A 25,843-nucleotide genomic window follows, 5' to 3' on the forward strand; every position below is an offset into this window, starting at 1 on the left:
CCCGACGCCCTCCCGGAGCCACCCCCACCGCCGTCGCCCGGCGACAGGGCCACCGCCGTCGCCGGCGACAGCGCCCGGCCCCCACGGTGGCGCGCGCGGCGACGGCGGTCCTCAGGCGAGCTTGCCCGGCGTCGCACCGGGCTCCGCCGAGCGGCGGGTCAGGCGGACCAGCGCCACTCCGGTGACGGCGGCGACGGTGGCCGCCATGAGCATCCCCGCGAGTACGCCGATGGCCGCGATCAGCAGGGGAGACTGGCCCGGGTGCCACAACGGCATGGACACCGCGCAGAAGACGGCCAGCCCGGCCAGCCAGGCGGCGGCGGTGGCCCAGATCCACATGCCGCCGCCGGTGACATGACGACGGAGCACCCACCACTGGGCGGTCCCCAGGCTGAGCAGCAGAAGCAGCCCGTCGGCCACGGCCAGGCCGGCCGCGACCGGCCAGAATCCGACCCGGGGAAGCACCGCCGACGGCAGCAGACCCAGCAGCCAGGCGCAGGCCGCCGCCCCCGCGGTGGCCGACACCCAGCGGCCCCGGCGCAGGCCGGGCAGCACCCCGTGCAGCACATGGGCCTGAGCGGCGCCCAGCACGGCTCCCTCCGCCGCCCCCGCCGCCAGCAGCACCGGCCACCCGATCGCCGCGGAGGCGTCACCGATCACGGCCGCCGCCGCGGCGGGAACGCAGAATCCGGCGGCCTCCCCCAGCGTCGTCCAGCGCCACCACCGCGCCCACAGCCGCCGTCCCGCCGGATCCGGCGGGACCGCCGCGGGGCCTTCCCGTCCGGGCCGCGCGCCGGGAGGACGGCCGGACGTCAAGGTGATCACGACCAGGGGGTCGTCGGCGCCGATCCGGGTGCGGGCACGACGTCGGCCGTAGATCCGTTCCGCCCCGGCACGGCCCGGATGCCCCGCCGGGACCAGGCGTCCCGTGCCCTCGTGGGCCGCCCCTTCGAGCAGCACCCGGACCGCACGGGGCTCGGTGAAGTTGCGCCACCACCGCTTGCCGGCGGCGCGGCCCACCAGGATCACGAGCTGGTCGCCCTCGTGCGCGCACTGCACGGGCAGGGTCACCGGGCGCCCGCTGCGGCGTCCCGTGAAGGTCAGCGCGCACAGACCGGGCAGGGCCGCGTGCCACCGTGACCTCAGCACCGCCAGCACCACGCGGTTCACCCGCGGCGGCCGGGGCGTCACGGTGGCCGGGCCGCTCGCCGGAATGCTTCCTGCGTCCATGGTCCCAGCGTCCGCGCGGTCGCCCCGGCCCGGCCAGGGCCGTTCGGCCGCGCGGCACGGCCGAACAGCATGTGTCGCGGGTCATGCACGGCGTCGGGGCTGGTGGGACCGCCTGCTGCTAACACATGCGTTCGCGTGCGGCCAGAGCCGTTCGGGCATGATGAGAACGTGCCCCTGGCATCCTCGGGAGGGAATGGCGATGACGGACAGTCCGGCAAAGGGTCGGAAAGCCGCTCCGGCGGCGCCCCAATTGCGGCTGGACGAGCTGCTGGAGGGCCTGCAGGCCCAGGTGGCCCAGGTCCGCGCCACCCGGGACCGGGTGCACACGCTGCTCGACGCGGTCCTCGCCATCGGCTCCGACCTGGACCTCGACGTCGTCCTGCGACAGATCACCGAGTCCGCGGTGTCCGTCGTGGACGCCCGGTACGGGGCACTGGGGGTGCTGGGTGAGGAAGGACGGATCAAGCGGTTCATCACCGTGGGGGTGGACGAGGAGACCATCAAGGAGATCGGCCCCTACCCCGAGGGCCACGGCATCCTGGGGCTGCTGATCCGGCACCCGGAGCCGCTGCGCCTCGCGGACCTGGGCCGGCACCCCGACTCGGTGGGCTTCCCCGAGGGACATCCGCCGATGACCACGTTCCTGGGGGCGCCGGTACGGGTGCGCGACAAGGTCTTCGGAAACCTGTACCTGACCGACAAGCGCGGCGGCGCGGAGTTCGACGACGAGGACGAGGCCGTCCTGCGCACCCTCGGCGCCGCGGCCGGTGTGGCCATCGACAACGCCCGGCTCTACGAGGACACCCGCCGCCGGGAGCAGTGGCTCGCGGCGAGCAGTGAACTGACCCGCAGCCTGCTGTCGGGCACCGGCACCGGCCAGGTGCTGCAACAGATCGCCGTCACCGTCAGGGCCCTGTCCGGCGCCGACCTGGTGACGCTGGCGGTGCCGTTCGAGGGCACCGAGGAGCTGGTGATCGAGGCCGCCGACGGTGTGGGCGCCGAGCGGGTGCGGGGGCTCGTGCTGCCCGCCACCACGCTGGCGGCGAAGGTCTACCACTCCAATGAGCGGATCACCAGCGGCGCGCTCTCCGACGAGCCGCAGGCGGGCGGCGGCTCCGCCGCGCAGATCGACCTGGGGCCCGGCTTCCTGCTTCCGCTGGGCGGCGGCGAGCATGTCCGCGGCGTGCTGCAGGTCGCGAACCTGCCGGGCGGCACGGAGTTCTCCGAGGCCGTCATGACCATGATCGACGGTTTCGCCGACCAGGCCGCGCTGGCTCTGGAGATCGCCGAGCACCGGCGCGAGGCCGAGCACCTCCTGGTGCTGACCGACCGCGACCGCATCGCCCGCGACCTGCACGACCTCGCCATCCAGCGGCTGTTCGCGTCCGGGCTGACGCTGAACTCCGTCATCGGCCGCATGTCCGACCGGCCGGAGGTGGCCGAACGCGTCCAGCGGGTGGTCGACGACCTCGACGACACCATCAAGACCGTGCGCAGCACGATCTACGCGCTGCACGAACGCGACCGCTCCGACGGGCGCGGCGGCCTGCGCTCGAAACTGCTGGCCGAGACGGACCAGGCGACCGAGACGCTCGGCTTCGCCCCGGCCCTGCGCATGACCGGCCTGCTCGACACCGACGTACCCGCCGAGTACGCCGAGCAGGTGCTGGCGGTGCTGCGCGAGACGCTCTCCAACGCCGCCCGGCACGCTCGCGCCACCGCCGTGGACGTCACCGCCGAGACCGACGGCACCCGGCTCCACCTGCGGGTCGCCGACAACGGGTCCGGCGTCGACCCGGCCGTCACCCGGCGCAGCGGCCTGGACAACCTGCGCCGGCGCGCCACCGACCTCGGCGGGACCTTCACCGTCGCGTCGAACGATCCCACCGGCACCGTCGTGGAGTGGACGGTACCGCTCCGGCCGCGGAGGACCGTCTGAGCGCGGCTGACGAGCCGTCGCCGTCCGGGCGCTCCGGGCCGGCCGGCTGACAGGCCCTCACCGCGGGGCCCGTCAGGCCCCACGGTCGATCCCGGCGCCGGCCGGCCGCTCAGGACCCCGTCCGCTCCCAGCCGCGGTGCGGGGCCCTGGTGCCGAGCCGGACGTCACGGCTGCGGTAGACGATGTACGGGCGGGTCAGATAGCCCAGCGGCGCGGTGAGCATGTGCACGAGCCGGGTGAACGGCCAGAACGCGAACAGCAGCAGCGCGCTGACCGCGTGCACCTGGAACAGCACCGGGGCACCGGTCATCAGGCCGGGGTCGGGCTGGAAGTAGAAGATCGAACGGAACCACGGGGAGATGGTCTCGCGGTAGTCGTATCCCCCGCCGACGACGTTCGCGGCCACCGTGGCAGCCAGCCCCAGACCGATGGTCACGGTCAGCGAGACGTACATGGCCTTGTCGTTGCGGGTGGTGGCGGAGAAGACCGGGCCGACGGTGCGGCGCCGGTAGATCAGGACGGCCAGCCCGCCCACGGTGGCCACGCCCGCGATCGTGCCGAGGACAACGGCACTGATGTGGTACGTGTGCTCGCTGATGCCGACCGCTTCGGTCCAGCTCTTGGGGATGACCAGGCCGCCGATGTGGCCCAGGAGCACGACGAGGATGCCGAAGTGGAACAGCGGGCTGCCGATGCGCAGCAGCCGGCGTTCGTACAGCTGGGAGGAGCGGGTGGTCCAGCCGAACTTGTCGTAACGGTAACGCCAGATGTGGCCCAGCACGAAGACGGCCAGGGCCACGTACGGCAGGACGACCCACAGCAGGATGCCGCCGGTGCCGGTCTCGGCCGCCAGGGTGAGGGACTGCGCGGGTGCGGTCACCGGGGGCCTCCTACGACGGGGTCGGGCAGGAACACGGGGGATGCGTACGGGTCGAGGCCGACCTGCTCCTCGGGCGGGCCCTGGGCGGCGAGGCGCATGACGGCCTCGCGTTCGTCACCGGCGAGGGCGGGCAGCGTGGCGGAGACGGAGTCCAGCACGGGTGCCCAGGGTGAGCCGTCGTCGTCGAGGGCCAGGCGCAGCAGCTCCAGGCCGGCCCGGTGTTCGCTGAGCAGGCGCGCGCCGGCGGCCGGTTCGGTGGCGGCGAACTCGAGGACGACGGCGAGATGGTCGGGGAGTTCGTCATCGCCCAGGCGCCATCCGGCTTCGGCATACGTCTGCTTCAGCCGCAGCAGGGCGAGGCCGCGCCGGCGGGTGTCGCCGTGCGCGTAGTAGGTGAGGTAGAGGCAGCAGCGTTTGCGGTGGTCGAAGGTGGCGACATAGGCCGCGGCCAAGTCCGCCGGAGCCGTGTGCTCGGCATGGGCGGTGAAGCGCAGCAGGGGGCGGGCGACCGGATCGGGCAGCGTGCCGGCAACCCGGGCGACCAGCGGCAGGCGCTCCTCGAACTGCTCGTCGGGGTAGCCGAGCAGCAGGGACAGCGCCTGCCAGGCGAGGGGGTGCCAGGGCTCGGTGCGGACGGTGCGCTGGGTCTTCTTCTTCATGGCTTCGGGTCGGCCTCTCCACTGCTGTCCGCGTCGGCACCGCGGCGGGAGGGCTCGTCCGGGAACAGGCCGGGCGGGGAACCCTTGCCGTCCCAGTTGAGGAGGTTGACGCGGGTGGCCTTGTCGGTGGGGGTGGCCGGAGTGTCGGAGGTCTGGCGGTCGCGCAGCGCGCGGAAGTTCTCCACGGCGATGGGCGCCGCGCCGCCGGACGTTTCACCGAACGGGCCGGAGCCGCCCATGCCGGGACCGCCCTCGTAGTCGAGGCTGCACTCGGTGGCGAGCTCTTCGAGCTTGTGGGCCTGTTCGGCGTGCGCAGGGGGAATGACGTACCGCTCGTCGTATTTCGCCAGGGCCAGCAGCCGGTACATGTCGTACACCTGCTCGCCGGTCATCCCGACCGCCTCGGGGATGGCGTCGTCCGGTTCGCGGCCGAGGTTGATGTCGCGCATGTACGCGCGCATGGCGGCAAGACGGCGCAGCACCGCGTCCACCGGGGCAGGGTCGCCGGCGGTGAAGAGCTGCGCAAGATAGTCGACGGGGATACGCAGGGCGTCGACGGCCGCGAAGAGGTTGCGGTGGTCCTCGGCGTCGGAACCGGTGTCACGGACGGCGTCGACCACCGGGGACAACGGGGGGATGTACCAGACCATGGGCATCGTCCGGTACTCCGGGTGCAGCGGCAGCGCCACCTTGAACGTGTTGATCAGGGCGTGGATCGGGGAGCGCTGGGCAGCCTCGATCCAGTCGCGGGGAATGCCCGCGTTCTCGGCCGCGGCAATGACGTCCGGGTCGTCGGGGTCGAGGAAGACCTGCCGCTGCGCCTCGTACAAGTCCGTGTCCTCGGGGGTGGAGGCGGCTTCCAGCACCTTGTCGGCGTCGTAGAGCACCAGGCCGATGTAGCGCAGCCGGCCGACGCAGGTCTCGGAGCAGACGGTGGGCAGACCGACCTCGACGCGCGGGAAGCAGAACGTGCACTTCTCGGCCTTGCCGGTGCGGTGGTTGAAGTACACCTTCTTGTACGGGCAGCCCGTCACGCACATCCGCCAGCCCCGGCAACGGTCCTGGTCGACCAGGACGATGCCGTCCTCCTCCCGCTTGTAGATGGCGCCGGAGGGGCAGGAGGCCGCGCAGGACGGGTTGAGGCAGTGCTCGCAGATGCGCGGCAGATAGAACATGAAGGTCTGCTCGAACTCGAACCTGATCTTCTCGGAGACCTGGTCGAGCAGGACGTCCTTCTCGCTCGTCGCGGCGGATCCGCCGAGGTCGTCGTCCCAGTTCGCCGACCAGGAGATCTTCATGTCCTTGCCGGAGATCAGGGACTTGGGGCGGGCGACCGGGGTGTGCTCCTGCAGTGGGGCGTTGGTCAGGGTCTCGTAGTCGTAGGTCCAGGGCTCGTAGTAGTCGTCGAGGGACGGCAGCACGGGGTTGGAGAAGATCTGGATCAGCTTCTTGAACCGGCCGCCCGCTTTCAGCGCGAGGCGGCCCTTGCTGTTCAGCTCCCAGCCGCCCTTCCAGGTGTCCTGGTCCTCGTAGCGGCGGGGATAGCCCTGCCCGGGGCGGGTCTCGACGTTGTTGAACCAGACGTACTCGACGCCGGTGCGGTTGGTCCACGCCTGCTTGCAGGTGACCGAGCAGGTGTGGCAGCCGATGCACTTGTCGAGGTTCATCACCATCGCCATCTGGGCCATCAGACGCATCAGTACTCCACCTCCTGGTCGGCGCGGCGGCGGATGACGGTGACCTCGTCGCGCTGGTTGCCGGTCGGGCCGAGGTAGTTGAAGGCGTAGGAGAGCTGGGCGTAGCCGCCGATGAGATGGCTGGGTTTGATCAGCAGGCGGGTCAGCGAGTTGTGGATGCCGCCGCGTCGGCCGGTCGTCTCGGTGCGGGGCACGTCGATCAGGCGGTCCTGGGCGTGGTGCATGTAGACGGTGCCCTCCGGCATGCGGTGCGAGACGACCGCGCGGGCGGCGACCACCCCGTTGCGGTTGACCGCCTCCACCCAGTCGTTGTCCTTCACCCCGACCTTGGCCGCGTCCTGCGTGCTCATCCAGATCGTCGGCCCGCCCCGGGACAGCGAGAGCATGAACAGGTTGTCCTGGTACTCGGAGTGGATGGACCACTTGTTGTGCGGGGTGAGGTAGCGCACGGTCACCCCGAGTTCCCCGACCTCTCCGAGGCCCGGTTCACCGAACAGGACGTGCATGTTCAACGGTGGCCGGTAGACCGGGAGTTGCTCGCCGAGCGCGGTGATCCAGTCGTGGTCGAGGTAGAAGTGCTGGCGCCCGGTGAGGGTGTGCCAGGGCTTGAGGCGCTCGACGTTGACGGTGAACGGCGAGTAGCGGCGCCCTCCCGTCTCCGACCCGGACCACTCCGGGGAGGTGATGACCGGGACGGGGGCGGCCTGGGTGTCGGCGAAGGTGATCCGCTTGCCCTCGTGCTCGGCGGCCAGGTCCGCGAGCCGGGTGCCCGTGCGGGCTTCGAGAGTATGGAAGCCCTGCGTGGCGAGATGGCCGTTGGTGGTGCCCGACAGGGCGAGGATCGCCTCGCAGGCGTGCGTGTCGCGGGCGATCGAGGGCCGCCCGTCGGCCGCTCCGCCGCGCACCGTGCCGTTCTTGTGCCGCAGATACTCCAGCTCGCGGTCGACCTTGAAAGTGACGCCCTTGGTGGTCGCACCCAGGGTGTCCAGCAGGGGGCCGAGGGCGCTCATCCTGTCGGCGACGGCCGCGTAGTTGCGCTCCACCGTCACCAGCTTCGGCATCGTGCGGCCGGGGACCGGCTCGCACTCCCCCGCCTTCCAGTCGAACACCCGGCCGTGCGGGTTGGCCATCTCGTCCGGGGTGTCGTGCTGCAGCGCGGCGGCGACCACGTCCTTGCGGACGCCCAGGTGATCGGCGGCCTGGCGGCTGAACTCCTCGGCGATGGTGTGGAAGGCGTCCCAGTCCGTACGGGTCTGCCACGGTGGCGCGATCGCCGGGTTGAAGGCGTGCACGAAGGGATGCATGTCCGTGCTGGACAGGTCGTGCTTCTCGTACCAGGTGGCGGCCGGCAGGACCACGTCGGAGAACACCGTGGTGCTGGTCATCCGGAAGTCGAGGGTCAGCAGCAGGTCGAGCTTGCCCTCGGGGGCCTCCTCGCGCCACACCACGTCCCGGGGGCGGGCGTCCGGCGGCGCCTCGGTCGCCCGGACCGAGTGATCGGTGCCGAGCAGGTGCTTGAGGAAGTACTCGTTGCCCTTGGCGGAGGAGCCCAGCAGGTTGGCCCGCCAGATGGTCAGTACCCGTGGGAAGTTCTCGGGTGCGTCCGGGTCCTCGCCCGCGAACCGCAGCCGCCCCGCCTTCAGTTCGTCCACCACGTGCTCGCCGACCGGGCGGCCGGCGGCCTCGGCTTCGTCCGCCAGGTCGAGGGGGTTGCGGTCGAAGGTCGGGTACGAGGGCATCCAGCCCATCCGCGCCGACTGCGCGATCACGTCCGCCGTGCTTTTCCCGGCGAACGGGCCGCCCGTGCCCGGACCGGCCGCCGCCAGGGTGTCGGCCGAGAAGGGGTCGTAGCGGAACTGGTCGGCGTGCAGGTACCAGTAGGCGGTCTGGATCATCTGCCGGGCCGGGCGGCTCCAGTCGGAGGCGGTCGCGATCGCCGAGTAGCCGGTGATGGGGCGGACCTTCTCCTGGCCCACGTAGTGCGCCCAGCCGCCGCCGTTGACGCCCTGGCAGCCGGTCAGGGTGGTCAGGGTGAGGAACGCCCGGTAGATGGTGTCGGAGTGGAACCAGTGGTTGGTGCCCGCCCCCATGACGATCATCGAGCGGCCGCGGGACTCCTCGGCGTTGGCGGCGAACTCCCGTGCGATCCTCGTCGCCTTCCCGGCGTCCACCCCGGTGACGGCGGCCTGCCACGCGGGGGTGTACGGCTCGTCCGCGTCGTCGTATCCCGTGGGCCACCGGCCGGGCAGGCCGGCGCGGGGCACCCCGTACTGGGCGAGCAGCAGGTCGTACACGGTGGTCACCCGGCGCCCGGCCACCCGGCGGACCGGCACACCGCGCGTCAGCCGGCCCGCGCCCCCGTCGGGGGCGTCGAAGCGGGGCAGCGCCACCGCCACGGGCGCCTCGTCGCCGCCCTCGGCGGACAGCAGGGGCCGGGTGTCGCCGAGGTCGAGGTTCCACTTGCCGGCGCCGGCCTCGCCGTAGCGGTCGCCCAGGGTTCCGTTGGGGACCACGGGCTGCCCGGTGCGCGCGTCCAGCAGGACCGTGCGGAACTCGGCGTGCTCCGTCGCGGTGTGCTCGCCGCCGAGATCGGCGGCGGTCAGGAACTTGCCCGGGGTGAAGGTGCCCGGCTCGCCGTCGGCCTCGTCGAGGGTGACCAGGAACGGCAGGTCCGTGTACTTCCGGACGTAGTCGGTGAAGTACGGGGTGGGCCGGTCGACGAAGAACTCCTTGAGGATCACGTGCCCCATGGCCATCGCCAGCGCCCCGTCGGTGCCGGGGCGGGCCGCGAGCCACTCGTCGGCGAACTTCACGTTGTCCGCGTAGTCCGGCGACACGGCGACGACCTTCTGGCCGCGGTAGCGGGCCTCCGCCATCCAGTGCGCGTCCGGGGTGCGGGTCACCGGGAGGTTCGAGCCCCACATGACGAGATAGCCGGCGTCCCACCAGTCCCCGGACTCCGGTACGTCGGTCTGGTCCCCGAACACCTGCGGCGAGGCCACCGGCAGATCGGCGTACCAGTCGTAGAAGGAGAGCATCACCCCGCCGAGCAGGGAGTAGAAGCGGGCGCCCGCGGCGTGGGAGACCATCGACATCGCGGGGATCGGGGAGAACCCGGCGAGCCGGTCCGGGCCGTACTTCTTGATCGTGTGCACATGCGCGGCCGCGACCATCTCGGTCGCCTCGTCCCAGCTCGCGCGGACCAGGCCGCCCCTGCCGCGCGCCTGCTTGTAGCGGCGGGCGCGCTCGGGGTCGGAGACGACGTCCGCCCAGGCGGCCACCGGATCCCCGAGGCGGGCCTTCGCCTCCCGGTACATCCGCAGCAGCACGCCGCGCACGTACGGGTAGCGCACCCGGGTGGGCGAGTACGTGTACCAGGAGAAGGCCGCTCCGCGCGGACAGCCCCGCGGCTCGTACTCGGGACGGTCCGGGCCGACCGACGGGTAGTCGGTCTGCTGCGCCTCCCAGGTGATGATGCCGTCCCTGACGTACACCTTCCACGAGCACGAACCCGTGCAGTTCACACCGTGCGTGGACCGCACCACCTTGTCGTGCGACCAGCGGTCACGGTAGAACTCGTCCGCCTCCCGGCCGCCCTTCCGGTGCAGGGTGCGCAGGTCCTCGGAGACCTCCGCCCTGGTGAAGAACCGGCGGGAGCGCACCAGCGCCTCCGCCAGCTCGCCGTCCCAACCTGGCCGTGCCCGTTCCGCGCTGGTCTCCGTGCTCACGCGACACTCCGCTTCCGGGCGTGCGGGCCCGTTCGAGTCGTGATCGGTTCTGACCGGATTCGACTCTACGACCGCCGTCCCCCGGAAGGTCAACCGTCACGCCGTCAACACGCGCACAGGGCCCGAGGAGTCCCCCGGCCGGTCCGCCTCGCCTCGGCCGCTGGGCGGCCGACGGGCCGTCAGACGGCGGGGCGGGACAGCGCGCTGCCCGCTCGGGCGCGGACCGCCTCGACGGCTTCCCACTGCTCGGTCGACAGGGTCGCCAGAGAGGCCGGGAAGACGCCGTCCTGCTCCTTGAGGATGTGGTCGCGCAGCAGGTCCAGCACCTCCAGCAGCCGGTCCGGCCAGGACGGGTCCTCCGGCACTCCGTCGGCCGCCTCGGCCAGCACCGCCTCGACACGGCGGTGCTCGGCCTCCAGGTCGGCGATGTGGTCGGGGAACTCCACGGCCATCGCGGGGAACAGCCCGTGCTCCTCCACCCGGGTGTGCGGGGTCAGGACGGCGGTGATGCGCCGGGCGAGTCCGGCCATGGCGGCGGTGTCCCCGTCGCGCCGGGCGTCGCGGACGTGGCTGATGAGGGTGACGACCGCGTCGTGCTCCCGGGTCAGCTCGTCGATCGTGGCCACCGACTGGCAGCCGCAGTACTCGCACATCGAAGGACTCCGGTTCCGCTGTGCCGGATCAGTGGGAGGGGGCGGCGGGGGCGCGGCGGGTGAGCGCGTGCCGCACCCCGGTCTCGGTGAAGGTCAGCGCCGCCGCGGCGACCACGCCCAGCAGGACCAGGCCGATCGCGTACGAGCCGTAGGCGCCGTAGAGCGAACCCATCACCAGCGGCGGTACGAAGCCGCCCAGGCCGCCCGCCGCACCGACGACACCGGTGACCGAGCCGACCTTGTTCGCCGGGGCCAGCAGCGCCACCAGGGCGAACACCGCGCCGCTGGCCGCGCCCAGCGCGGCGGCCATGGCGAGGAAGGCGATCGTGCCCACCGGCGCCAGGGACGGCGTGAAGGACTGCGCGACCGCTCCGGCCAGCACCACCGCGAGCGTGCCGGCCAGGACCCGTACCGGTCCGACGCGGTCGGACAGCCAGCCGCCGATCGGGCGCATCGCCACCGCCAGCAGCACGAATCCGGCCATGCGGTTCGCCGCGTCGGCCTGGGTGAGGCCGTAGCCGGTCTTGAGGTAGGTGGGCAGGTAGACGGAGAAGGCGACGTAGCCGCCGAAGGCCACCGCGTACAGCGCGGACGCCTGCCAGGTGACGCCCAGCTTGAGGGTGGCCGCCAGACGGCGGGTCAGCGGCTCGGTCGGCACGGTGCGTCCGGGGGCGTCCCGCAGCACCAGCGCCGCCACGACCGCGTACACCGCGAGCACGGCCGCGGTGATCAGGAACGGGGTCGACATGCTGTTCGCGTCGACCAGCTTCACCGTGGTGAGCGCGCTGATCGCGGTGCCGCCCATGCCCATGCCGAAGACGCCGATGGCCAGACCCCGCCGCTCGGGCGGGAACCAGGCGTTGACGAAGGGCACGCCGACGGCGAAGGCGGTGCCGCCGATGCCGAGGAAGAACCCGCCGACCAGCAGGGCCGTCAGCGAGGAGTGCCCGGCCAGGCCCAGGTAGAGCACCGGCACGATGGTGGCCGCCGAGACGATCGGGAACATGACCCGCCCGCCGAACCGGTCGGTCAGCCCGCCGACCGGGATGCGGCCCAGGGAACCGACCACCACCGGCACCGCCACCAGCAGCGACTGCTGGAACGACGACAGGTCGAGGCTGTCCTTGAAGCGGGGGCCGAGCGGGCTGAGCAGCGCCCACGCCCAGAAGTTCACGGCGAACCCGACGGTGGCCAGGGCCAGCATCAGCCAGGCACGGCCGGGTACCGGGGCACCCGCGACCGCCCTGTCGCTCTCCGACGTCGACGACCGGACCATGGTGTCCGTCCCTTCGCTCTTACTCACGGTAGTCCTGTGACACGGGGTCGCACGGCGACCGCGGACCTCCGTCCACGGACCGGCACCTCCTCCCCCACTGTCCGCGCCCGGACAGCCCGGCGGGATGGGCCATGGGTCCCTGCCCCCGGCCGGACGGTCCCAGGGGGCGGGATCCGTCCGTCCCCTCCCCTCCCTCGGCCCCGTGCCCTCGCGGCACCGGGGAAGGGGCGAGGTCGGCCGGAGGACGGCTCGGTCCCGCAGGCGGGGCCAGGTCGGCCGGAGGGCGGCACGGTCCCACGGGCGGGGCCAGGTCGGCCGGAGGGCAGCACGGCCCCGCGGAGGGCGGCTCGGTCCCGCGGGCGGGCGGTCGGCCGGAGGGCAGCAGGGTCCCACGGGCGAGGCCAAGTCGGCCGGAGGGCGGCACGGCCCCACGGAGGGCGGCTCGGTCCCGCGGGCGGGGGCGGTCGGCCGGAGGGCGGCACGGTCCCGCGGGCGAGGCCAGGTCGGCCGGAGGGCGGCACGGTCCCGCGGGGCGGGCGGTCGGCCGGAGGACGGCACGGCCCCACGGGCGAGGCGGTCAGCCGGAGGACGGCACGGCCCCGCGGGGCGGGCGGTCGGCCGGAGGACGGCACGGCCCCACGGGCGAGGCGGTCAGCCGGAGGACGGCACGGCTCCGCGGGGCGGGGCGGTCAGCCGGAGGGCGACACGGCCCCACGTGCGGGGCCAGGTCGGCCGGAGGGCAGCACGGTCCCACTGGCGGGGCGGTCAGCCGGAGGACGGCACAGCCCCACGGGCGGGGCCAGGTCGGCCGGAGGACGGCACGGCCTCACGGGCCGGGGCGGTCAGGAGGAGGACGGGACGGCCCCACGGGGCGGGGCCAGGTCGGCCGGAGGGCGGCTCGGCCCGGCGGGCGGGGCGGTCAGGTGGTGAAGGGGGTGGGCGCGGTGGAGGGTGCCGGGCCGGTGCCGGCGCGGGACACGGCGGGTGCGGACGCGCGCGGAGTGCGGCCGCCGTCGTGGCCGTAGCCGAACCGGATCAGCAGCTGGGGGCACCGGCGGCTCGACCCGACCGTCGCCGCCCGCAGATCCGTCCACTCCATCGCCTGGTGCAGCATCGAGGTGCGCACCCCGTGCGCCGTGGCGGTGAGCAGCACGTGCTGCAGCGCCTCGCCCGCCCGCAGCCAGTCCTCGCGCCGGTCCCGCACCGTCCACAGCAGCGCCACCTGGGCGTGGCGTTCGAAGCGCAGCGCGGGCAGCTGCGGCACGGGCAGACGGCCGGTGAAGTCCCGCATCGGGATCCGTCCGGACGCGTCCAGCGCCCCGAGAGCGGCCACCGGGATGCCGTAGGGGGCGTCCCGGCCCGGGGCGGTGAGCCAGGTGCGCGCCTCGGCCGTGCGGCCCGGGTGGGAGGCGTTGCGGAGTTCGCCCGCGTGGGTCAGGTGCAGCAGGCGCCGGGTGCCCAGGATGTCGGGCACCTCCAGATGCGCACCCTCCGCACGGGCCGCGCCGATCATCTCCGCCACGACCGGTTCCGGCACCGGGCGGCCGGTGAACGGCATCCGGCTGGTGTGACGGCGCTCGATGACGTCGTACAGGTGCCCCAGGGGGTCCGGGCCGTCCTCGCCGGACCGGGTCAGCTGCACGGTGGCCAGCAGGTCGGGATCGTCCGCGGCGGGCACCAGCCGGACCAGCGGTTCCCAGCCCAGGTGGGCCGCGGCCACCCGGAGGTTGAAGACCGCCGCGCCCACCGACAGGTGCTGGGCGCGCAGGTCCGGATCGGTCATCGGCAGCGTCCGCCTGCGGTCGGCGCGGACCTCCAGCGTCAGGGTGACCGGGTCCAGCCCGAACCGCCAGGGCTGCGTGTTGTGGATCGACGGCGCCGCCACCGCCGCGGCCAGCAGGGACTGGACGGCTGCGGCGTCGACTTCCCGGGTCTGCATGACGGCTCTCCTCCGCGCGGCTCTCCCCTGTACCGCCCACCTTCCGTCGTCCCTCCCCGCGCGGGCGAGGGTTGACCGGCCCCGGCCGGTACGCCATACGGCCTCAGCCCCCCGCCGGGCGGCGCCGGGGATCCCACGGCCCGCCCGTCCGGCCCGACCTGCCCGGTCATCGGGGACCGACGCCACCACGACCCCGGGCCGATAGGCCCTACTGCCGCGTACGTCCCCGCTGACACCGTGACACCAGGTCGCCGCCGGCGGCCCCAACCCCTTCCCCAGGAGGTCCTCGCCATGCCCCGCACCGTGACCGTCGGAGTGGACGGCTCCCCCGAAAGCCTCGCCGCGATGCGGTGGGCCGCCCGTGAGGCGGAACGACGGGACCTGCCGCTGCACCTGGTCCACGCCTGGGACTGGCAGCCGCAGGCCCAGCCCGTGCCCGACGACACGGCGCACCGGCACTGGGGCGGGCGGGTGCTGCGCGAGGCGACCGAACAGCTGCACGCCCTCCACCCCGACCTGCGGATCACCTCGGAGCAGGTGCCGCGGCCTCCCGTGACCGCGCTGCTGTCGGCCTCCGCGGACGCCGACCCGCTGGTCATCGGCTCCCGGGGCCTGAGCGGTCTCACCGGCTTCCTGGTCGGTTCCGTCGGGCTCGCCGTGGCGGCGCAGACCGAACGGCCCGTCGTGCTCGTGCGCTCCGGCGCCCGTCCCGAGGACGAGCACCAGCCGGACGCCGACGGCCGTGCGTCGGCCGCCACGCCGTACCGGGACGTCGTCCTGGGCCTGGACCGCGAGCACGCGGACGACGCGGTCATCGGCTTCGCCTTCGAGGCCGCGGCCCGCCGCACGGCCCGGCTGCGCGTGGTGCACGGCTGGAGCCTGCCGCCGTACCTCGCCTACGGCCTGCCCGTGGACCCGGCGCTCGACCTGCCGGTCCGCGAGGAGACGAGCGTCATCGAGTCGGTCCTGGCTCCATGGCGTGCGAAGTACCCGGGCGTGGAGGTCGTCGAGCAGTCCGCGGTCGGCGACGCGGGCCGCCATCTGGTGGACGCCGCGGCCGACGCCTCGCTGGTCGTCGTCGGCCGGCGCGTCCGCCGCACCCCGGTGGGCACCCGCATCGGGCCCGTCGCCCACGCCGTGCTGCACCACGCCGCAGCACCGGTCGCGGTGGTCCCGCACGAGTGAACGGGCGGGCGGGTCCCGGGGCGCGCCCCGTTGGGACGCGCGCCCCCCGCCGGGGGACCCGCCCCCCTCGGCCCCCGGCAGGGTCCGTCCGGCCCCTGCCGGCCCCCGCCGCCTCACACGTCGACTGATTCCCATGGGCACCACACCACCCCCGGTCACGCCGGCACCGCCACACCGCACTCCGGCGGGCGTCGGCGGCCCACCCCTGGAACCGCGGCACGTGCCGGGACACGGGGCGGATCCCGACCACGGCAGTGGCGGGCACCCACCACCCCGGACCGGGCAGGGGCCGGCCACCCCGCGCACCGGACCACGGCGGGTGTCCGGCAGCCGCGGGACCGGCCCGCGGCCGGTGCTCCGCACGCGGCAGCCCCCACACCCGGCAGACGCGCCGCACCCGTGATCCCGCGCCTCCGTCAGGAACCCCGCCCGCCGCGATCCGCGGCCCCGGCGGGCGCCCGCACCCGCACCACCGACCCCGGCGAGCGCCCGCACCCCCGATCCGCACCCCCGCGGCAGGTGCCCCGCACCCGCTGGCCCGCGGCGCGTACCCCGCGCGCGGCACTCCTGAATCACTGTCGGCCGCCCGCGAGATCCGGGCGGCAGAACGGAGGGACGTCATGTCAGACGCTCCGCAGCAGTCCCATGCCTACCTGGTCGGCGGCGGCATCGCCTCCCTCGCGGCGGCCGCCTTCCTGATCCGCGACGGCGGCCACCCCGGCGAGAACATCCACGTCCTCGAGGAACTCCCCGTCGTCGGCGGTTCCATGGACGGAAGCGGCGAGCCCGCCGGGTACGTCACCCGGGGCGGGCGGATGCTGGAGGAGGAGGCGTACACCTGCCTGTGGAACCTCCTGGAGACGATCCCCACGCTCACCGACGAGACGGTGTCGGTACGGGACGAGATCACCGAGTTCAACGCCAAGTGGCCCACCGACGCCAAGGCCCGTCTGATCGGCGAGGGCGCCACGATCCTGGACGCCTCCGACTACGGCCTCGACACCCGCGACCGCCTGGAACTGACGCGCCTGCTGGTGCTGCCCGAGTCGGTGATCGGGGCCCGCCGGATCGAGGACTTCTTCTCGCCGCACTTCTTCGGCACGAACTTCTGGGCCATGTGGCGCACGACCTTCGCCTTCCAGAACTGGCACAGCGCCATCGAGCTCAAGCGCTACTTCCTGCGCTTCATGCAGGAGTTCCCGCGTATGCACACCCTGTCCGGGGTGCGCCGCACCCGTCTCAACCAGTACGACTCGATCATCCGCCCGCTGCGGACCTGGCTGACGGACCGGGGCGTGCTCTTCGAGCACGGTGTGCGCGTCACCGACGTCGACTTCGCCACCGAGCCCGACGGCACCCGCCGGGTCACCCGTCTGCACCTCGACCGCTCCGGACAGCCGGACACGTACGACCTCACCGGCGCCGACCACGCGTTCCTCACCCTGGGATCGATGACCGCCGACGCCGCGTACGGCAGCGACACCACCGCGCCCGAGCTGGTCCGCGACAAGCGTGACGGAGGGTGGCGGCTGTGGGAGACCATCGCCGCGAAGGCCGACGACTTCGGCCGGCCCACCGCCTTCAACGGCAACGTGGACGAGGCCAAGTGGGAGTCCTTCACCCTCACCCTGCGCAGCCCGCTGCTCCTGCACCGCATCAAGGAGCTGTCCGGCAACCTGCCCGGCACCGGCGCGCTGATGACGTTCAAGGACTCCAACTGGCTGATGTCGATCGTCGTGCCGCACGCCCCGCACTTCGAGAACCAGCCCGAGGACGTCTGCACGGTGTGGGGTTACGGCCTGTTCGTCGACCGTGACGGCGACTTCGTCGGCAAGCCGATGGCGCGGGCCACCGGCCGGGAGATCCTCACCGAGCTGCTCGGCCACCTCGGGATGCGGGACATCGAGGAGCAGGTGGCGGCGACCACCACCGTGATCCCGGTGATGATGCCGTACATCACCAGCCAGTTCGCCCCCCGTACTGTCCACGACCGGCCCCTGGTCATTCCGCGCGGAGCCGCCAACTTCGCCTTCCTCGGCCAGTACACCGAGATCCCGGAGGACGTGGTCTTCACCGTGGAGTACTCGGTGCGCGGCGCCATGCACGCCGTCTACGACCTGCTCGGCCTCGACCAGCGGGAGATCCCCGGCATCCACCACGCCCTGGCGGATCCGGGGACCGCCCTCGACGTGCTCAGGGCCGCGCTGGCCTGAGGTGCCGCCCCTCCCTTGTCCGGCCGCCGCGCACGGGCCTCGCGCGGCTCAGCCCGCGGGCGGCCGGACAAGGGTGTTGTCGCCGCTCCGGCCGGCGAGGTGGTCGGTGACGTTGGCCGCGGTGGTCTCGGCGATCTGGCCGACCGCGTCCCGCGTGAAGTACGCCTGGTGGGAGGTGACCAGGACGTTGTTGAAGGTCATCAGGCGGGCGAGGCGTTCGTCCGTCATCACCTCCAGGGACTTGTCGAGGAAGAACACCCCGGCCTCCTCCTCGTACACGTCCAGGCCCACGCCGCTCAGCCGTCCCGCGCGCAGGGTCTCCAGCAGGGCGTCGGTGTCCACCAGCCCGCCCCGGCTGGAGTTGACCAGGATCGCGTCGTCCTTCATCAGCGCCAGCATCCGGGCGTCCACCAGGTGGTGGGTGTCCGGCAGCAGCGGCACGTGCAGGCTGACCAGGTCCGCCTCGGCGAACAGGCGCTCCCGCTCGACGTACTCCATGCCCAGGGCCAGGCAGTCGGGGTTCTCGGCGACGTCCCAGCCCAGCAGCCGCATCCCGAAGCCGTGCGCGATCCGGGCGAACGCGGCGCCGATCTTGCCGGTGCCCACCACTCCAGCGGTCCGGCCGCGCAGGTCGCGGCCCATCAGCCCGTCGAGCCGGAAGTCGAACTCCCGGGTGCGGTGCGCGGCCCGTACGATCCGCCGGTCGACGGCGAGCGCCAGCGCCCAGGCGAACTCGGCGACCGAGTACGGCGAGTAGAACGACACCCGGGCCACCGTCAGCCCCAGCTCCCCGGCCGCCGTCAGGTCTATGTTGTTGTAGCCGGTGGCGCGCTGGGCGATCATCCTGGTGCCGCCCTCGGCGAGTGCGCTCAGCACCTCCTTGTCCAGGGTGTCGTTGACGCTGCTGAGCACCACCTCGTGGCCGGCCGCGGTCGGCGCGGTGTCCCGGTTGAGGAACAGTCGCAGACAGCGCAGTTCGTGGCGGCCGGCGAAGGCCCGGTCGAACGCGGCGCGCAGCAACGGCTCCTCGTCCGCGAGGACGCCGTACGCGACGATCTCCATGTGGTCTCCTCCCACGGGGTGGTTGATCACCCCACCACCGTACGGGCAGGGCCGGTCGCCACGGTCCCGGGGCCGGGTGGCCCCTCCGGCGAGGACGTTGGGGACCTGCCGTCACTCCCGGCTTCGTCCGACTCTTGAGTCGCACCGCACCGAACAAGTCCCAAGGAGCATCTGATGAAGGCAGCAGTCGTCCGGTCGTTCGGCGAGCCGCTCGTCATCGAGGAGCGCCCCGATCCGGAGCCCGGCCCCGGTCAGGTCCGCATCCGTCTCGAGGCGTCCGGGCTGTGCCACACCGACATCCACGCCGCCCACGGCGACTGGCCGGTCAAGCCCACCCCGCCCTTCGTCCCCGGCCACGAGGGCGTCGGCGTCGTCGAGGCCCTCGGGGACGGGGTGACCCATCTGGAGCTCGGGCAGCGGGTGGCCGTGCCCTGGCTGGGCTGGGCCTGCGGGCGGTGCGAGCACTGCCTGTCGGGCTGGGAGACGCTCTGCGAGCAGCAGCAGAACACCGGCTACAGCGTGGACGGCGGGTACGCCGAGAAGATGCTCGCCCCCGCCGACTTCGCCGCGCCCGTCCCCGACGGCATCGACCCGCGCGACGCCGCCCCGCTGACCTGCGCCGGCGTGACCACGTACAAGGCGCTCAAGGTCGCCGGCGTCCGTCCGACCCAGCTGGTGGCGATCTCCGGCGTCGGCGGGCTCGGCCATCTGGCGGTGCAATACGCCAAGATCGCCGGTGCGACCGTCGCGGCGATCGACGTCACCGACGACAAGCTCGAACTGGCCCGGGAACTCGGCGCGGACATCCTCATCGACGCCCGCAAGGAGGATCCGGCCGAGGTGCTCAAGCGGCACGGCGGCGCCCACGCGGCCATCGCGCTGGCCGTCAACGAGCAGGCGTTCGCCGCCGTCTACGGCGGTCTGCGGCGCGGCGGCAAGCTGGTCATGGTCGCCCTGCCCGCCGGCGGGACCATCCAGGTGCCGATCTTCGACACCGTGCTGAACGGCACGTCCGTCATCGGCTCGATCGTCGGCACCCGGCAGGACCTGGAGGAGGTGTTCCAGCTGCACGCCGCCGGACGCACCAAGGTCATCTACGAGACCCGTCCGCTGGACACCGTCAACGAGTCGATCGCCGAGGTCCTGAACGGGCAGATCAAGGCTCGCATCGTCTTCGAGATGTGAGCCGCCGGATCCCACTCCTTCGCCTCCTGAGAGACCGGAAGCCATGCCCAAGCTCTCCCTCGACGCACTGGCCCGCGAGCATCTGGACCGCGCCTCGGCGGCCACCTCCGGACGCAGTGCCACGACCGTCCACGGCGGTCACGGACACGCGCTGCGCCAGACCGTCCTCGCCCTGACGGCCGGCACCTCCCTCGCCGAGCACGAGAGCCCCGGCGACGCCACGCTGCTGGTGCTGCGCGGACACGTGCGGCTCACCAGCGGCGACGCGTCCTGGGAGGGCCGGACCGGAGACCTGATCACCATCCCCGAGGCCCGCCACGGACTGCACGCGATCGAGGACGCGGCTGTCCTGCTCACCGTCGCCCGATCGGGCTGACCGGGCGGACCGGCGGTCGTGCCACGCCGGGATCCGCCGCGGCCCACCATCCCCTCCAGAGGAATCCGACATGACCAGCAACGACACCCGGACCACCGTCACCACCGTGCTGCTGCGCTCCGACGGTCCCGTGGACGACGAGATCCTGGCCTACGCCCGCGCGAAGGTCGACGCCGTCGTCGCCCGTCCGGGACTGCCCGCCGTGGCCGGCGAGGTGCGCCTCGTGCGCGCGACCGCGCACCATGCCGACCGCCCCTGGTCGGCCACCGCCGACTTGCGCGTCGGCGGCCGGCAGGTGGTCGTCCTCGCCGAGGCGGCCACCGGCCACGAACTCGTCGACCAGCTCCAGGACCGGCTGCGCCGCCAGACCGAGAAGGCCGTCCATGCCTGGGACACCGGCCACCGGACGGCGGCACCCCCGTGGCGGGGCGGCGCCCCCCGTTCGGCGTGAGCCGTGGGTGAGCGCGGGCCCGGCCGGTGACCTTCACCGGCCGGGCCCGCGGTGTGCCGGCGGGTCCCCCTCGGAACGCGGCGGGCGGGCGCCGCACCCGCGGCTCGCGGTCCGCACCGGCCGGCCGCCGCGCCCCGGGTGGGCTCAGGAGCTCGTGAGGACGACCAGTTCGCGGGTCGCGCGGGTCATCGCCACGTAGCGGTCGACGGCTCCTTCGATGCCTTCGCCGAAGTGGTCCGGGTCGACGAGGACGACCAGGTCGAACTCGAGGCCCTTCGACAGCTCCGGGGTGAGGGAGCGGACGCGGGGCGTCGCACGGAACGCGGGGGCGCCGATGACGCAGGCGGTGCCCTCGGCATGGGCGGCGAGCCAGGTGTCGAGGATCGCGTCCAGCTCCGCGAGGGATCCGTGGCGGACGGGCACGCCGTTGCTGCGGATGGACGTCGGGACGTTGGCGTCCGGGAGTGCGGCGCGGATGACCGGCTCGGCCTCCGTCATGATCTCCTCCGGCGTCCGGTAGTTGACGCTCAGGGAGGCCACGTCGATCCGGTCGAGCCCGACCCGCGCGAGCCGTTCGTGCCACGACTCCGTGAACCCGTGCCGGGCCTGGGCCCGGTCTCCGACGACGGTGAAGCTCCGCGAGGGGCAGCGCAGCAGCAGCATCTGCCACTCGGCGTCGGTCAGTTCCTGAGCCTCGTCCACGACGATGTGCGCGAACGGGCCGGCGAGCAGGTCCGGGTCGGCGGGGGGCAGTTCGGACTCGTCGAACAGGCTGACCTGGGCGTCCTCGCCGCGCAGCATCGCCACCAGGCCTTCGCCGTCGTCACCGTCGGCGCCGGAGCGGGCCACGGCCTCGATCAGGTTGTCGACGACGTGTGCCATGCGCTCGCGCTGGGCGGAGGCGAGGGCCGCGTGCCGGCGGCTGCGCCGGGCGGCCTCGGGGTCGCCGAGCCGTCGGCGGGCCGCGTCCAGGAGCGGCAGGTCGGACACCGTCCAGGCCTGGGGTTCCTCGCGCTGCAGCCTGCGCACCTCGTCGCGGTCGAGCCAGGGCGCGCACAGCCGCAGGTAGGCGGGGACGGACCACAGGTCGGAGACGAGATCGGCCGCTTCGATCAGCGGCCAGGCGCGGTCGAGGGTCTCGACCAGCTCCCTGTCGTGCAGCAGCACCCTGCGCAACTGCTCGGCCGGGACGGCGGCGTCGTGCCTGTCCCTCAGGATCGTGACCAGTTCCTCCCAGATCAGGTCGCGCGCCTCGTTGTGCGGGACACCTGCTTCAGCCGCTCCGAACGCCTCGGCCCAGTCGTCGGCGGTCAGCCGGACCTCGGCCCACGGGGTCGTGACCGTCATCCCCTCGGTGGGCGGCTCCTCGTAGAACCGGACGGCCTTCTCGATCGCCTTCACCATGTCCGCGGACGACTTCAGGCGGGCAGCCTCGGGGTCGGTCTCGGCCGACGCCGCGGCTCCCTCGGCGACGAGGTCCCGCAGGACGCAGGTCTGCACGCCCTCCTCGCCGAGGCTGGGCAGGACGTCGGCGACGTAGGCCAGGTAGGGCCGGTGCGGACCGACGAAGAGCACACCGCCCCGGCGGTGACCGAGACGGGGGTCGGAGTGGAGCAGATAGGCGGAGCGGTGCAGGGCGACGACGGTCTTGCCCGTGCCGGGACCGCCGTCGACGACGAGCGTGCCCCGGGATCCCGCCCGGATGACGGCGTCCTGGTCGGCCTGGATGGTGGCGAGCACGTCGCGCATCCGGGCCGACCGGTCGGCGCCCAGGCTGGCGATGAAGGCGGACTGGTCGTCGAGGGCGGCATGCCCCTCGCGCCCGTCGGCGGTGAACACCTCGTCCCAGTAGTCGCTGATCCGGCCGCGGGTCCAGCGATATCTGCGGCGGCTCGCCAGACCCATCGGGTCGGCGTGGGTCGCCGCGAAGAACGGCTCGGCCGCGGGGGTGCGCCAGTCGAGCAGCAGCCGGCGCCCCGCGCTGTCGGTGAGGCCGAGCCGTCCGATGTACACGGGCTCGGGGTCGTCCGCGCCGACCATGTGGCCGAGGCACAGGTCCAGGCCGAAGCGGCGCAGGGCACGCAGCCGGCCGGTGAGCCGGTGGATCTCCAGGTCCCGCTCCATCGCCTCGCGGCCGAGACCGCCGGGCGCCCTGCGCTGGGCGTCGAGGCGGTCGGACAGTTCGGCGACGGTCTGCTCCAGGCACTGCGCGAGGGCCGCGAAGTGCTCCTCGTCGCGGGCGATCAGCGCCGGCTCGGCCTTGGCGGAGAGCCGGTCGGGAAGGTCGAAGGCCCGGGTGGTCAGAGGGTTCATGTCATCGGCCCCGATCCGACCGGACGTCCTCGCATGACCCATGAGCTGACAAGAACACACACACTCCGTACGACCCCGATTCCCCGAGTTCCGGTCTGAGCCAGCGATTCTGCGGCACGACCGGGGCCTTGCCGCAAGCCCCCCGGTGCGCTATAGGTTGAAAGTGGCGGGAGGTGTGCACTCCCTCTCGCGCCCGCTCCCTTCCCCCGCCTCCCCGGCTGACGCTGCGGCAGGCCGCGCCAGGCCGCCCTCCTCGGGGGAGGGCCTCAGGTGACCGGGTCGAGGAAGGTCAGCACCGACGCGTCCTCCTCGATCAGCGGGACCAGCGCGGCATTGAAGGGACCGCCGTACGGGGCCTTCAGATGCGCCTGGAAGGCGTCCTCGTCCCGGTACACCTCGAAGATCCAGTAGGCACGCGGGTGGGACGCCTTGGTGTAGACGTCGAAGGCCAGGTTGCCCTCTTCCTCGCGCACCTTCTTCGCGTACTCCAGGATCAGGCGGGCGACCTCGTCCTCCGCGCCTTCGCGGGCGGTGAACTCGGCGAGCAGGGTCTTGTTCACGGTGTGCTGTCCTCCGGGGGCGATGCGGGTCGGCCGGTCGTTCGGCGGGGGTCGGTGAGGGTCGGACGCGGTGCGAGCCGGGGGCCGGACACGGGTTCCACGGCACCGGCGAGGGGGTCGCCGACCGATGTCATCGTTGACATCGAGTGGCCCGATGATGGGGGCGGTCGCGCCGATGCGTCAACGGTGCGGCCGCGAGGTCCTGCCCGGCGTCATACGAGGTCCGCCGTGGCCGACCGGCCCAACTGGCTCCGCCAGGGCGGGTTGGGACCGGCGACGGAGCAGGTCAGGGCCGCGACCCGGGCGGCGAACCGGCATGCCCGCGTGACGTCGTCGAGCCGGAGCCCCGTCAGCCGGCCGCCGAGCAGGCCGCGGGCGCCCAGGTGGTGCAGCAGTCCGGCGGTGAAGGAGTCCCCCGCCCCCACCGTGTCGGCCACGGTCGTCGCGACCGCGGGGACCTGGACCCGATCGCCGTCGAGCGAGGCCAGGGCGCCGTCGGCACCGCGCGTGATCACGACGAGCCGTGCCCCGGCCGCGTGCCAGAGGTCGCACGCCTGCTCGGGCGGGGTGCCGGGCAGCAGGAGCTCCAGGTCGTCCTCGCTCAGCCGCAGCACGTCGGCGAGGGCGCACCAGTGCGCCAGCCGGGCGCGGTAGACGTCGGGGTGCACCAGCAGCGGCCGCACATTGGGGTCGATGCTGATGGTCGCGTGGGGGGCGGCCGAGGCCAGGAAGTCCTCCACCGCCGCCGCGCCGGGTTCCCTGACCAGGGCCAGGGAACCCGTGTGCAGACAGGCGGTCCCGGACAGGTCCACCCGGTCCAGTTCCTCGGCCGTCCACTGCCAGTCGGCCGTGTTCTGCGCGTGGAAGGAGAAGACGGCCTGACCCATGGCGTCCAGTTCCGCCACCGCGAGCGTGCTGGGTTCCGCGGCCCGTACGGCGTCCGACAGGTCCACCCCGGACGCCTCCAGGTGGGCGCGGAACAGCCGGCCGAACACGTCGCCGGACAGGCGGGCGAGGAAGCGCGCCGGAGTGCCGAGCCGGGCCAGTGACACGGCCGTGTTCGCGGGTCCGCCGCCCGGCAGGACGCGCAGGGCGAGTTCGTTCGAGGTGCTCGCGGGCGCGGCGAACGCGTCCGCGACGCACTCCCCCAGGACGGTGATCTGGCGGAGGCTCATGGGCTGCTCTTCTCTGACGGACGTACGGGCTCACCGGGCACGTCGGGTGCGGCTGCCGGACGGCCGTGGTGAGCGGCGGCCTCGGACGTTGCCGATTTGTGACGAGCGGAAGGCATTGACGTTGCCGGGAGACGGAGTCCATCATCCTCGCCAGGCAGTGTCAACGATGACATAAGTCAACGATGACACCCCGGGGCGGCCCGCTCTGCATCCCGACCCGCGCCGCCCCCGCTACCCACAGGAGTCGATCATGCCTCGCACCACTCGTCTGTCCTCCTCCCTCCTCAGAGCCGCCGCAGTCACGGGCGTCGCGGCCCTCACCCTGACGGCCTGCGGGTCCGGCTCCGGATCTGACTCCTCGAGCTCCGGCTCGGGTGAGGTCAAGGTCGGTCTGATCACCAAGACCGACACCAACCCGTTCTTCGTGAAGATGAAGGAGGGCGCGGAGAAGGCCGCGAAGGAGAACGGCGCCCAACTAGTCACCGCGGCGGGCAAGTTCGACGGCGACAACGCCGGTCAGGTGACGGCCATGGAGAACATGGTCGCCTCCGGGGTGAAGGGCATCCTGATCACCCCCAGCGACTCCAAGGCCATCGTGCCCGCGATCGAGAAGGCGAAGGCCAAGGGCGTCCTGGTCATCGCCCTGGACACCCCGACCGAGCCGGAGAGCGCGGTCGACGCCCTCTTCGCCACCGACAACCTCAAGGCCGGCCAGCTGATCGGCGAGTACGCCAAGGCCGCGATGAGCGGCAAGACGGCGAAGATAGCCACCCTCGACCTGGCGCCGGGCGTCTCCGTCGGCGTCCAGCGGCACGACGGCTTCCTCAAGGGCTTCGGCGCCACCGACAAGGACGTGGTGTGCGCCCAGGACACCGGCGGCGACCAGGCCAAGGGCCAGACCGCGATGGAGAACTGTCTGCAGAAGGAACCCGGCATCAACGTCGTCTACACCATCAACGAGCCCGCCGCGCTCGGCGCGTACACGGCGCTGAAGGCCAAGGGCCGGGAGAAGGACGTGCTGATCGTCTCCGTCGACGGCGGCTGCACCGGCACCCAGGCGGTCAAGGACGGCAAGATCGCCGCGACGTCGCAGCAGTACCCGCTGAAGATGGCCGCCGAGGGCGTCAAGGCCGTCGTGACGTACGCCAAGGACGGCAAGAAGGCGTCCGGTTACACCGACACCGGCGTCACCCTGATCACCGACAAGGCGCAGGACGGGGTCACGTCCAAGGACACCGCCTACGGCCTGGAGAACTGCTGGGGCTGAGCCGCCCCGAGGCCCGCACCCCGCCTCCTTCCCCCCAGCGGGGCGGCCGGCCCCT

At 73.1% G+C, this 25,843-nt stretch carries 19 protein-coding genes; 7 read left to right on the top strand and 12 right to left on the bottom strand.

The features are described 5' to 3' along the window. Positions 1 to 111: 111 nt before the first annotated feature. The gene (locus ACFY2L_RS38010) at positions 112 to 1,230 is read right to left on the bottom strand and encodes a nitroreductase/quinone reductase family protein (protein WP_390824615.1); all 1,119 of its coding nucleotides are present in this window, start codon (positions 1,228 to 1,230) and stop codon (positions 112 to 114) included. 199 nt (positions 1,231 to 1,429) lie between these two features. Between ACFY2L_RS38010 and ACFY2L_RS38015 the strand changes: the two genes are divergently transcribed. Next, on the top strand, positions 1,430 to 3,169 hold the full coding sequence (locus ACFY2L_RS38015) for a GAF domain-containing protein (protein ID WP_390824616.1): 1,740 nt from the start codon (positions 1,430 to 1,432) through the stop codon (positions 3,167 to 3,169). 109 nt (positions 3,170 to 3,278) lie between these two features. Here ACFY2L_RS38015 and narI read toward each other — a convergent pair whose 3' ends face one another. From narI to ACFY2L_RS38050, 7 genes are all read right to left on the bottom strand, one after another. Further along, entirely contained in the window at positions 3,279 to 4,049 is a 771-nt protein-coding gene (gene narI / locus ACFY2L_RS38020; protein WP_390662458.1) for a respiratory nitrate reductase subunit gamma, read from the bottom strand. Then, positions 4,046 to 4,708 (bottom strand): nitrate reductase molybdenum cofactor assembly chaperone, encoded by a 663-nt coding sequence (gene narJ, locus ACFY2L_RS38025; RefSeq protein WP_390824617.1) that lies wholly within the window; start codon positions 4,706 to 4,708, stop codon positions 4,046 to 4,048. Before narJ ends, narI begins: the two co-directional genes overlap by 4 nt. Next, on the bottom strand, positions 4,705 to 6,405 hold the full coding sequence (gene narH, locus ACFY2L_RS38030; RefSeq protein WP_390824618.1) for a nitrate reductase subunit beta: 1,701 nt from the start codon (positions 6,403 to 6,405) through the stop codon (positions 4,705 to 4,707). Before narH ends, narJ begins: the two co-directional genes overlap by 4 nt. Then, positions 6,405 to 10,133, bottom strand: coding sequence for a nitrate reductase subunit alpha (locus ACFY2L_RS38035; RefSeq protein ID WP_390824619.1), 3,729 nt, complete (start codon positions 10,131 to 10,133; stop codon positions 6,405 to 6,407). The genes narH and ACFY2L_RS38035 overlap by 1 nt, the downstream gene beginning before the upstream one ends. Positions 10,134 to 10,312: 179 nt before the next feature. Continuing rightward, on the bottom strand, positions 10,313 to 10,786 hold the full coding sequence (locus ACFY2L_RS38040; protein ID WP_390824620.1) for a hemerythrin domain-containing protein: 474 nt from the start codon (positions 10,784 to 10,786) through the stop codon (positions 10,313 to 10,315). A 28-nt stretch (positions 10,787 to 10,814) separates the two neighbouring features. Then, positions 10,815 to 12,062 carry a nitrate/nitrite transporter gene (locus tag ACFY2L_RS38045; protein WP_390824628.1) on the bottom strand — a complete coding sequence of 416 codons (1,248 nt, stop codon included), beginning with the start codon at positions 12,060 to 12,062 and terminating at the stop codon, positions 10,815 to 10,817. Between the two features lie 919 nt (positions 12,063 to 12,981). Then, the gene (locus tag ACFY2L_RS38050; protein WP_390824621.1) at positions 12,982 to 14,001 is read right to left on the bottom strand and encodes an Acg family FMN-binding oxidoreductase; all 1,020 of its coding nucleotides are present in this window, start codon (positions 13,999 to 14,001) and stop codon (positions 12,982 to 12,984) included. Positions 14,002 to 14,292: 291 nt separating this feature from the next. Between ACFY2L_RS38050 and ACFY2L_RS38055 the strand changes: the two genes are divergently transcribed. Then, a complete protein-coding gene (locus ACFY2L_RS38055; protein WP_390824622.1) occupies positions 14,293 to 15,186 on the top strand; it encodes a universal stress protein in 894 nt (297 codons plus the stop codon). A gap of 620 nt (positions 15,187 to 15,806) precedes the next feature. Further along, positions 15,807 to 17,399 (top strand): oleate hydratase, encoded by a 1,593-nt coding sequence (locus ACFY2L_RS38060; RefSeq protein ID WP_390824623.1) that lies wholly within the window; start codon positions 15,807 to 15,809, stop codon positions 17,397 to 17,399. A 48-nt stretch (positions 17,400 to 17,447) separates the two neighbouring features. On the opposite strand, the gene ACFY2L_RS38065 is transcribed toward ACFY2L_RS38060, so the two are convergent. After that, positions 17,448 to 18,461, bottom strand: coding sequence for a 2-hydroxyacid dehydrogenase (locus tag ACFY2L_RS38065; RefSeq protein WP_390662466.1), 1,014 nt, complete (start codon positions 18,459 to 18,461; stop codon positions 17,448 to 17,450). 174 nt (positions 18,462 to 18,635) lie between these two features. Here ACFY2L_RS38065 and adhP point away from each other — a divergent pair, with 174 nt between their 5' ends. The 3 genes from adhP (at position 18,636) to ACFY2L_RS38080 (ending at position 20,473) form a co-directional block, all read left to right on the top strand. Next, positions 18,636 to 19,646 carry an alcohol dehydrogenase AdhP gene (adhP, locus tag ACFY2L_RS38070; protein WP_390662467.1) on the top strand — a complete coding sequence of 337 codons (1,011 nt, stop codon included), beginning with the start codon at positions 18,636 to 18,638 and terminating at the stop codon, positions 19,644 to 19,646. A gap of 43 nt (positions 19,647 to 19,689) precedes the next feature. After that, on the top strand, positions 19,690 to 20,022 hold the full coding sequence (locus ACFY2L_RS38075; RefSeq protein ID WP_390662468.1) for a cupin domain-containing protein: 333 nt from the start codon (positions 19,690 to 19,692) through the stop codon (positions 20,020 to 20,022). Positions 20,023 to 20,092: 70 nt separating this feature from the next. Continuing rightward, positions 20,093 to 20,473, top strand: a complete 381-nt coding sequence (locus ACFY2L_RS38080) for a hypothetical protein (RefSeq protein WP_390662469.1) — start codon at positions 20,093 to 20,095, stop codon at positions 20,471 to 20,473. A gap of 144 nt (positions 20,474 to 20,617) precedes the next feature. Here the strand turns inward: ACFY2L_RS38080 and helR are convergent, their stop codons facing one another. From helR to ACFY2L_RS38095, 3 genes are all read right to left on the bottom strand, one after another. Continuing rightward, the gene (gene helR / locus ACFY2L_RS38085) at positions 20,618 to 22,786 is read right to left on the bottom strand and encodes an RNA polymerase recycling motor ATPase HelR (RefSeq protein WP_390824624.1); all 2,169 of its coding nucleotides are present in this window, start codon (positions 22,784 to 22,786) and stop codon (positions 20,618 to 20,620) included. Positions 22,787 to 23,052: 266 nt separating this feature from the next. Further along, positions 23,053 to 23,346, bottom strand: a complete 294-nt coding sequence (locus ACFY2L_RS38090) for a putative quinol monooxygenase (protein WP_390662471.1) — start codon at positions 23,344 to 23,346, stop codon at positions 23,053 to 23,055. A 212-nt stretch (positions 23,347 to 23,558) separates the two neighbouring features. Continuing rightward, entirely contained in the window at positions 23,559 to 24,521 is a 963-nt protein-coding gene (locus ACFY2L_RS38095) for a carbohydrate kinase (RefSeq protein WP_390824625.1), read from the bottom strand. A gap of 250 nt (positions 24,522 to 24,771) precedes the next feature. Here ACFY2L_RS38095 and ACFY2L_RS38100 point away from each other — a divergent pair, with 250 nt between their 5' ends. Next, the gene (locus ACFY2L_RS38100) at positions 24,772 to 25,788 is read left to right on the top strand and encodes a sugar ABC transporter substrate-binding protein (protein ID WP_390662473.1); all 1,017 of its coding nucleotides are present in this window, start codon (positions 24,772 to 24,774) and stop codon (positions 25,786 to 25,788) included. The last annotated feature ends 55 nt before the right edge of the window (positions 25,789 to 25,843 follow it).

Origin of the sequence: Streptomyces sp. NPDC001381 (genome assembly GCF_042895685.1) — a bacterium.
Lineage (GTDB): Bacteria > Actinomycetota > Actinomycetes > Streptomycetales > Streptomycetaceae > Streptomyces.

Bases quoted from the DNA above. Each gene is read 5' to 3' on its own strand.
- narJ (WP_390824617.1), bottom strand. From the start codon at position 4,708: ATGAAGAAGAAGACCCAGCGCACCGTCCGCACCGAGCCCTGGCACCCC.
- ACFY2L_RS38080 (WP_390662469.1), top strand. From the start codon at position 20,093: ATGACCAGCAACGACACCCGGACCACCGTCACCACCGTGCTGCTGCGC.
- helR (WP_390824624.1), bottom strand. From the start codon at position 22,786: ATGAACCCTCTGACCACCCGGGCCTTCGACCTTCCCGACCGGCTCTCC.
- ACFY2L_RS38010 (WP_390824615.1), bottom strand. From the start codon at position 1,230: ATGGACGCAGGAAGCATTCCGGCGAGCGGCCCGGCCACCGTGACGCCC.
- ACFY2L_RS38045 (WP_390824628.1), bottom strand. From the start codon at position 12,062: ATGGTCCGGTCGTCGACGTCGGAGAGCGACAGGGCGGTCGCGGGTGCC.
- adhP (WP_390662467.1), top strand. From the start codon at position 18,636: ATGAAGGCAGCAGTCGTCCGGTCGTTCGGCGAGCCGCTCGTCATCGAG.
- ACFY2L_RS38060 (WP_390824623.1), top strand. From the start codon at position 15,807: ATGTCAGACGCTCCGCAGCAGTCCCATGCCTACCTGGTCGGCGGCGGC.
- narH (WP_390824618.1), bottom strand. From the start codon at position 6,405: ATGCGTCTGATGGCCCAGATGGCGATGGTGATGAACCTCGACAAGTGC.
- ACFY2L_RS38015 (WP_390824616.1), top strand. From the start codon at position 1,430: ATGACGGACAGTCCGGCAAAGGGTCGGAAAGCCGCTCCGGCGGCGCCC.
- ACFY2L_RS38095 (WP_390824625.1), bottom strand. From the start codon at position 24,521: ATGAGCCTCCGCCAGATCACCGTCCTGGGGGAGTGCGTCGCGGACGCG.
- ACFY2L_RS38055 (WP_390824622.1), top strand. From the start codon at position 14,293: ATGCCCCGCACCGTGACCGTCGGAGTGGACGGCTCCCCCGAAAGCCTC.
- ACFY2L_RS38050 (WP_390824621.1), bottom strand. From the start codon at position 14,001: ATGCAGACCCGGGAAGTCGACGCCGCAGCCGTCCAGTCCCTGCTGGCC.
- ACFY2L_RS38075 (WP_390662468.1), top strand. From the start codon at position 19,690: ATGCCCAAGCTCTCCCTCGACGCACTGGCCCGCGAGCATCTGGACCGC.
- ACFY2L_RS38040 (WP_390824620.1), bottom strand. From the start codon at position 10,786: ATGTGCGAGTACTGCGGCTGCCAGTCGGTGGCCACGATCGACGAGCTG.
- ACFY2L_RS38065 (WP_390662466.1), bottom strand. From the start codon at position 18,461: ATGGAGATCGTCGCGTACGGCGTCCTCGCGGACGAGGAGCCGTTGCTG.
- ACFY2L_RS38100 (WP_390662473.1), top strand. From the start codon at position 24,772: ATGCCTCGCACCACTCGTCTGTCCTCCTCCCTCCTCAGAGCCGCCGCA.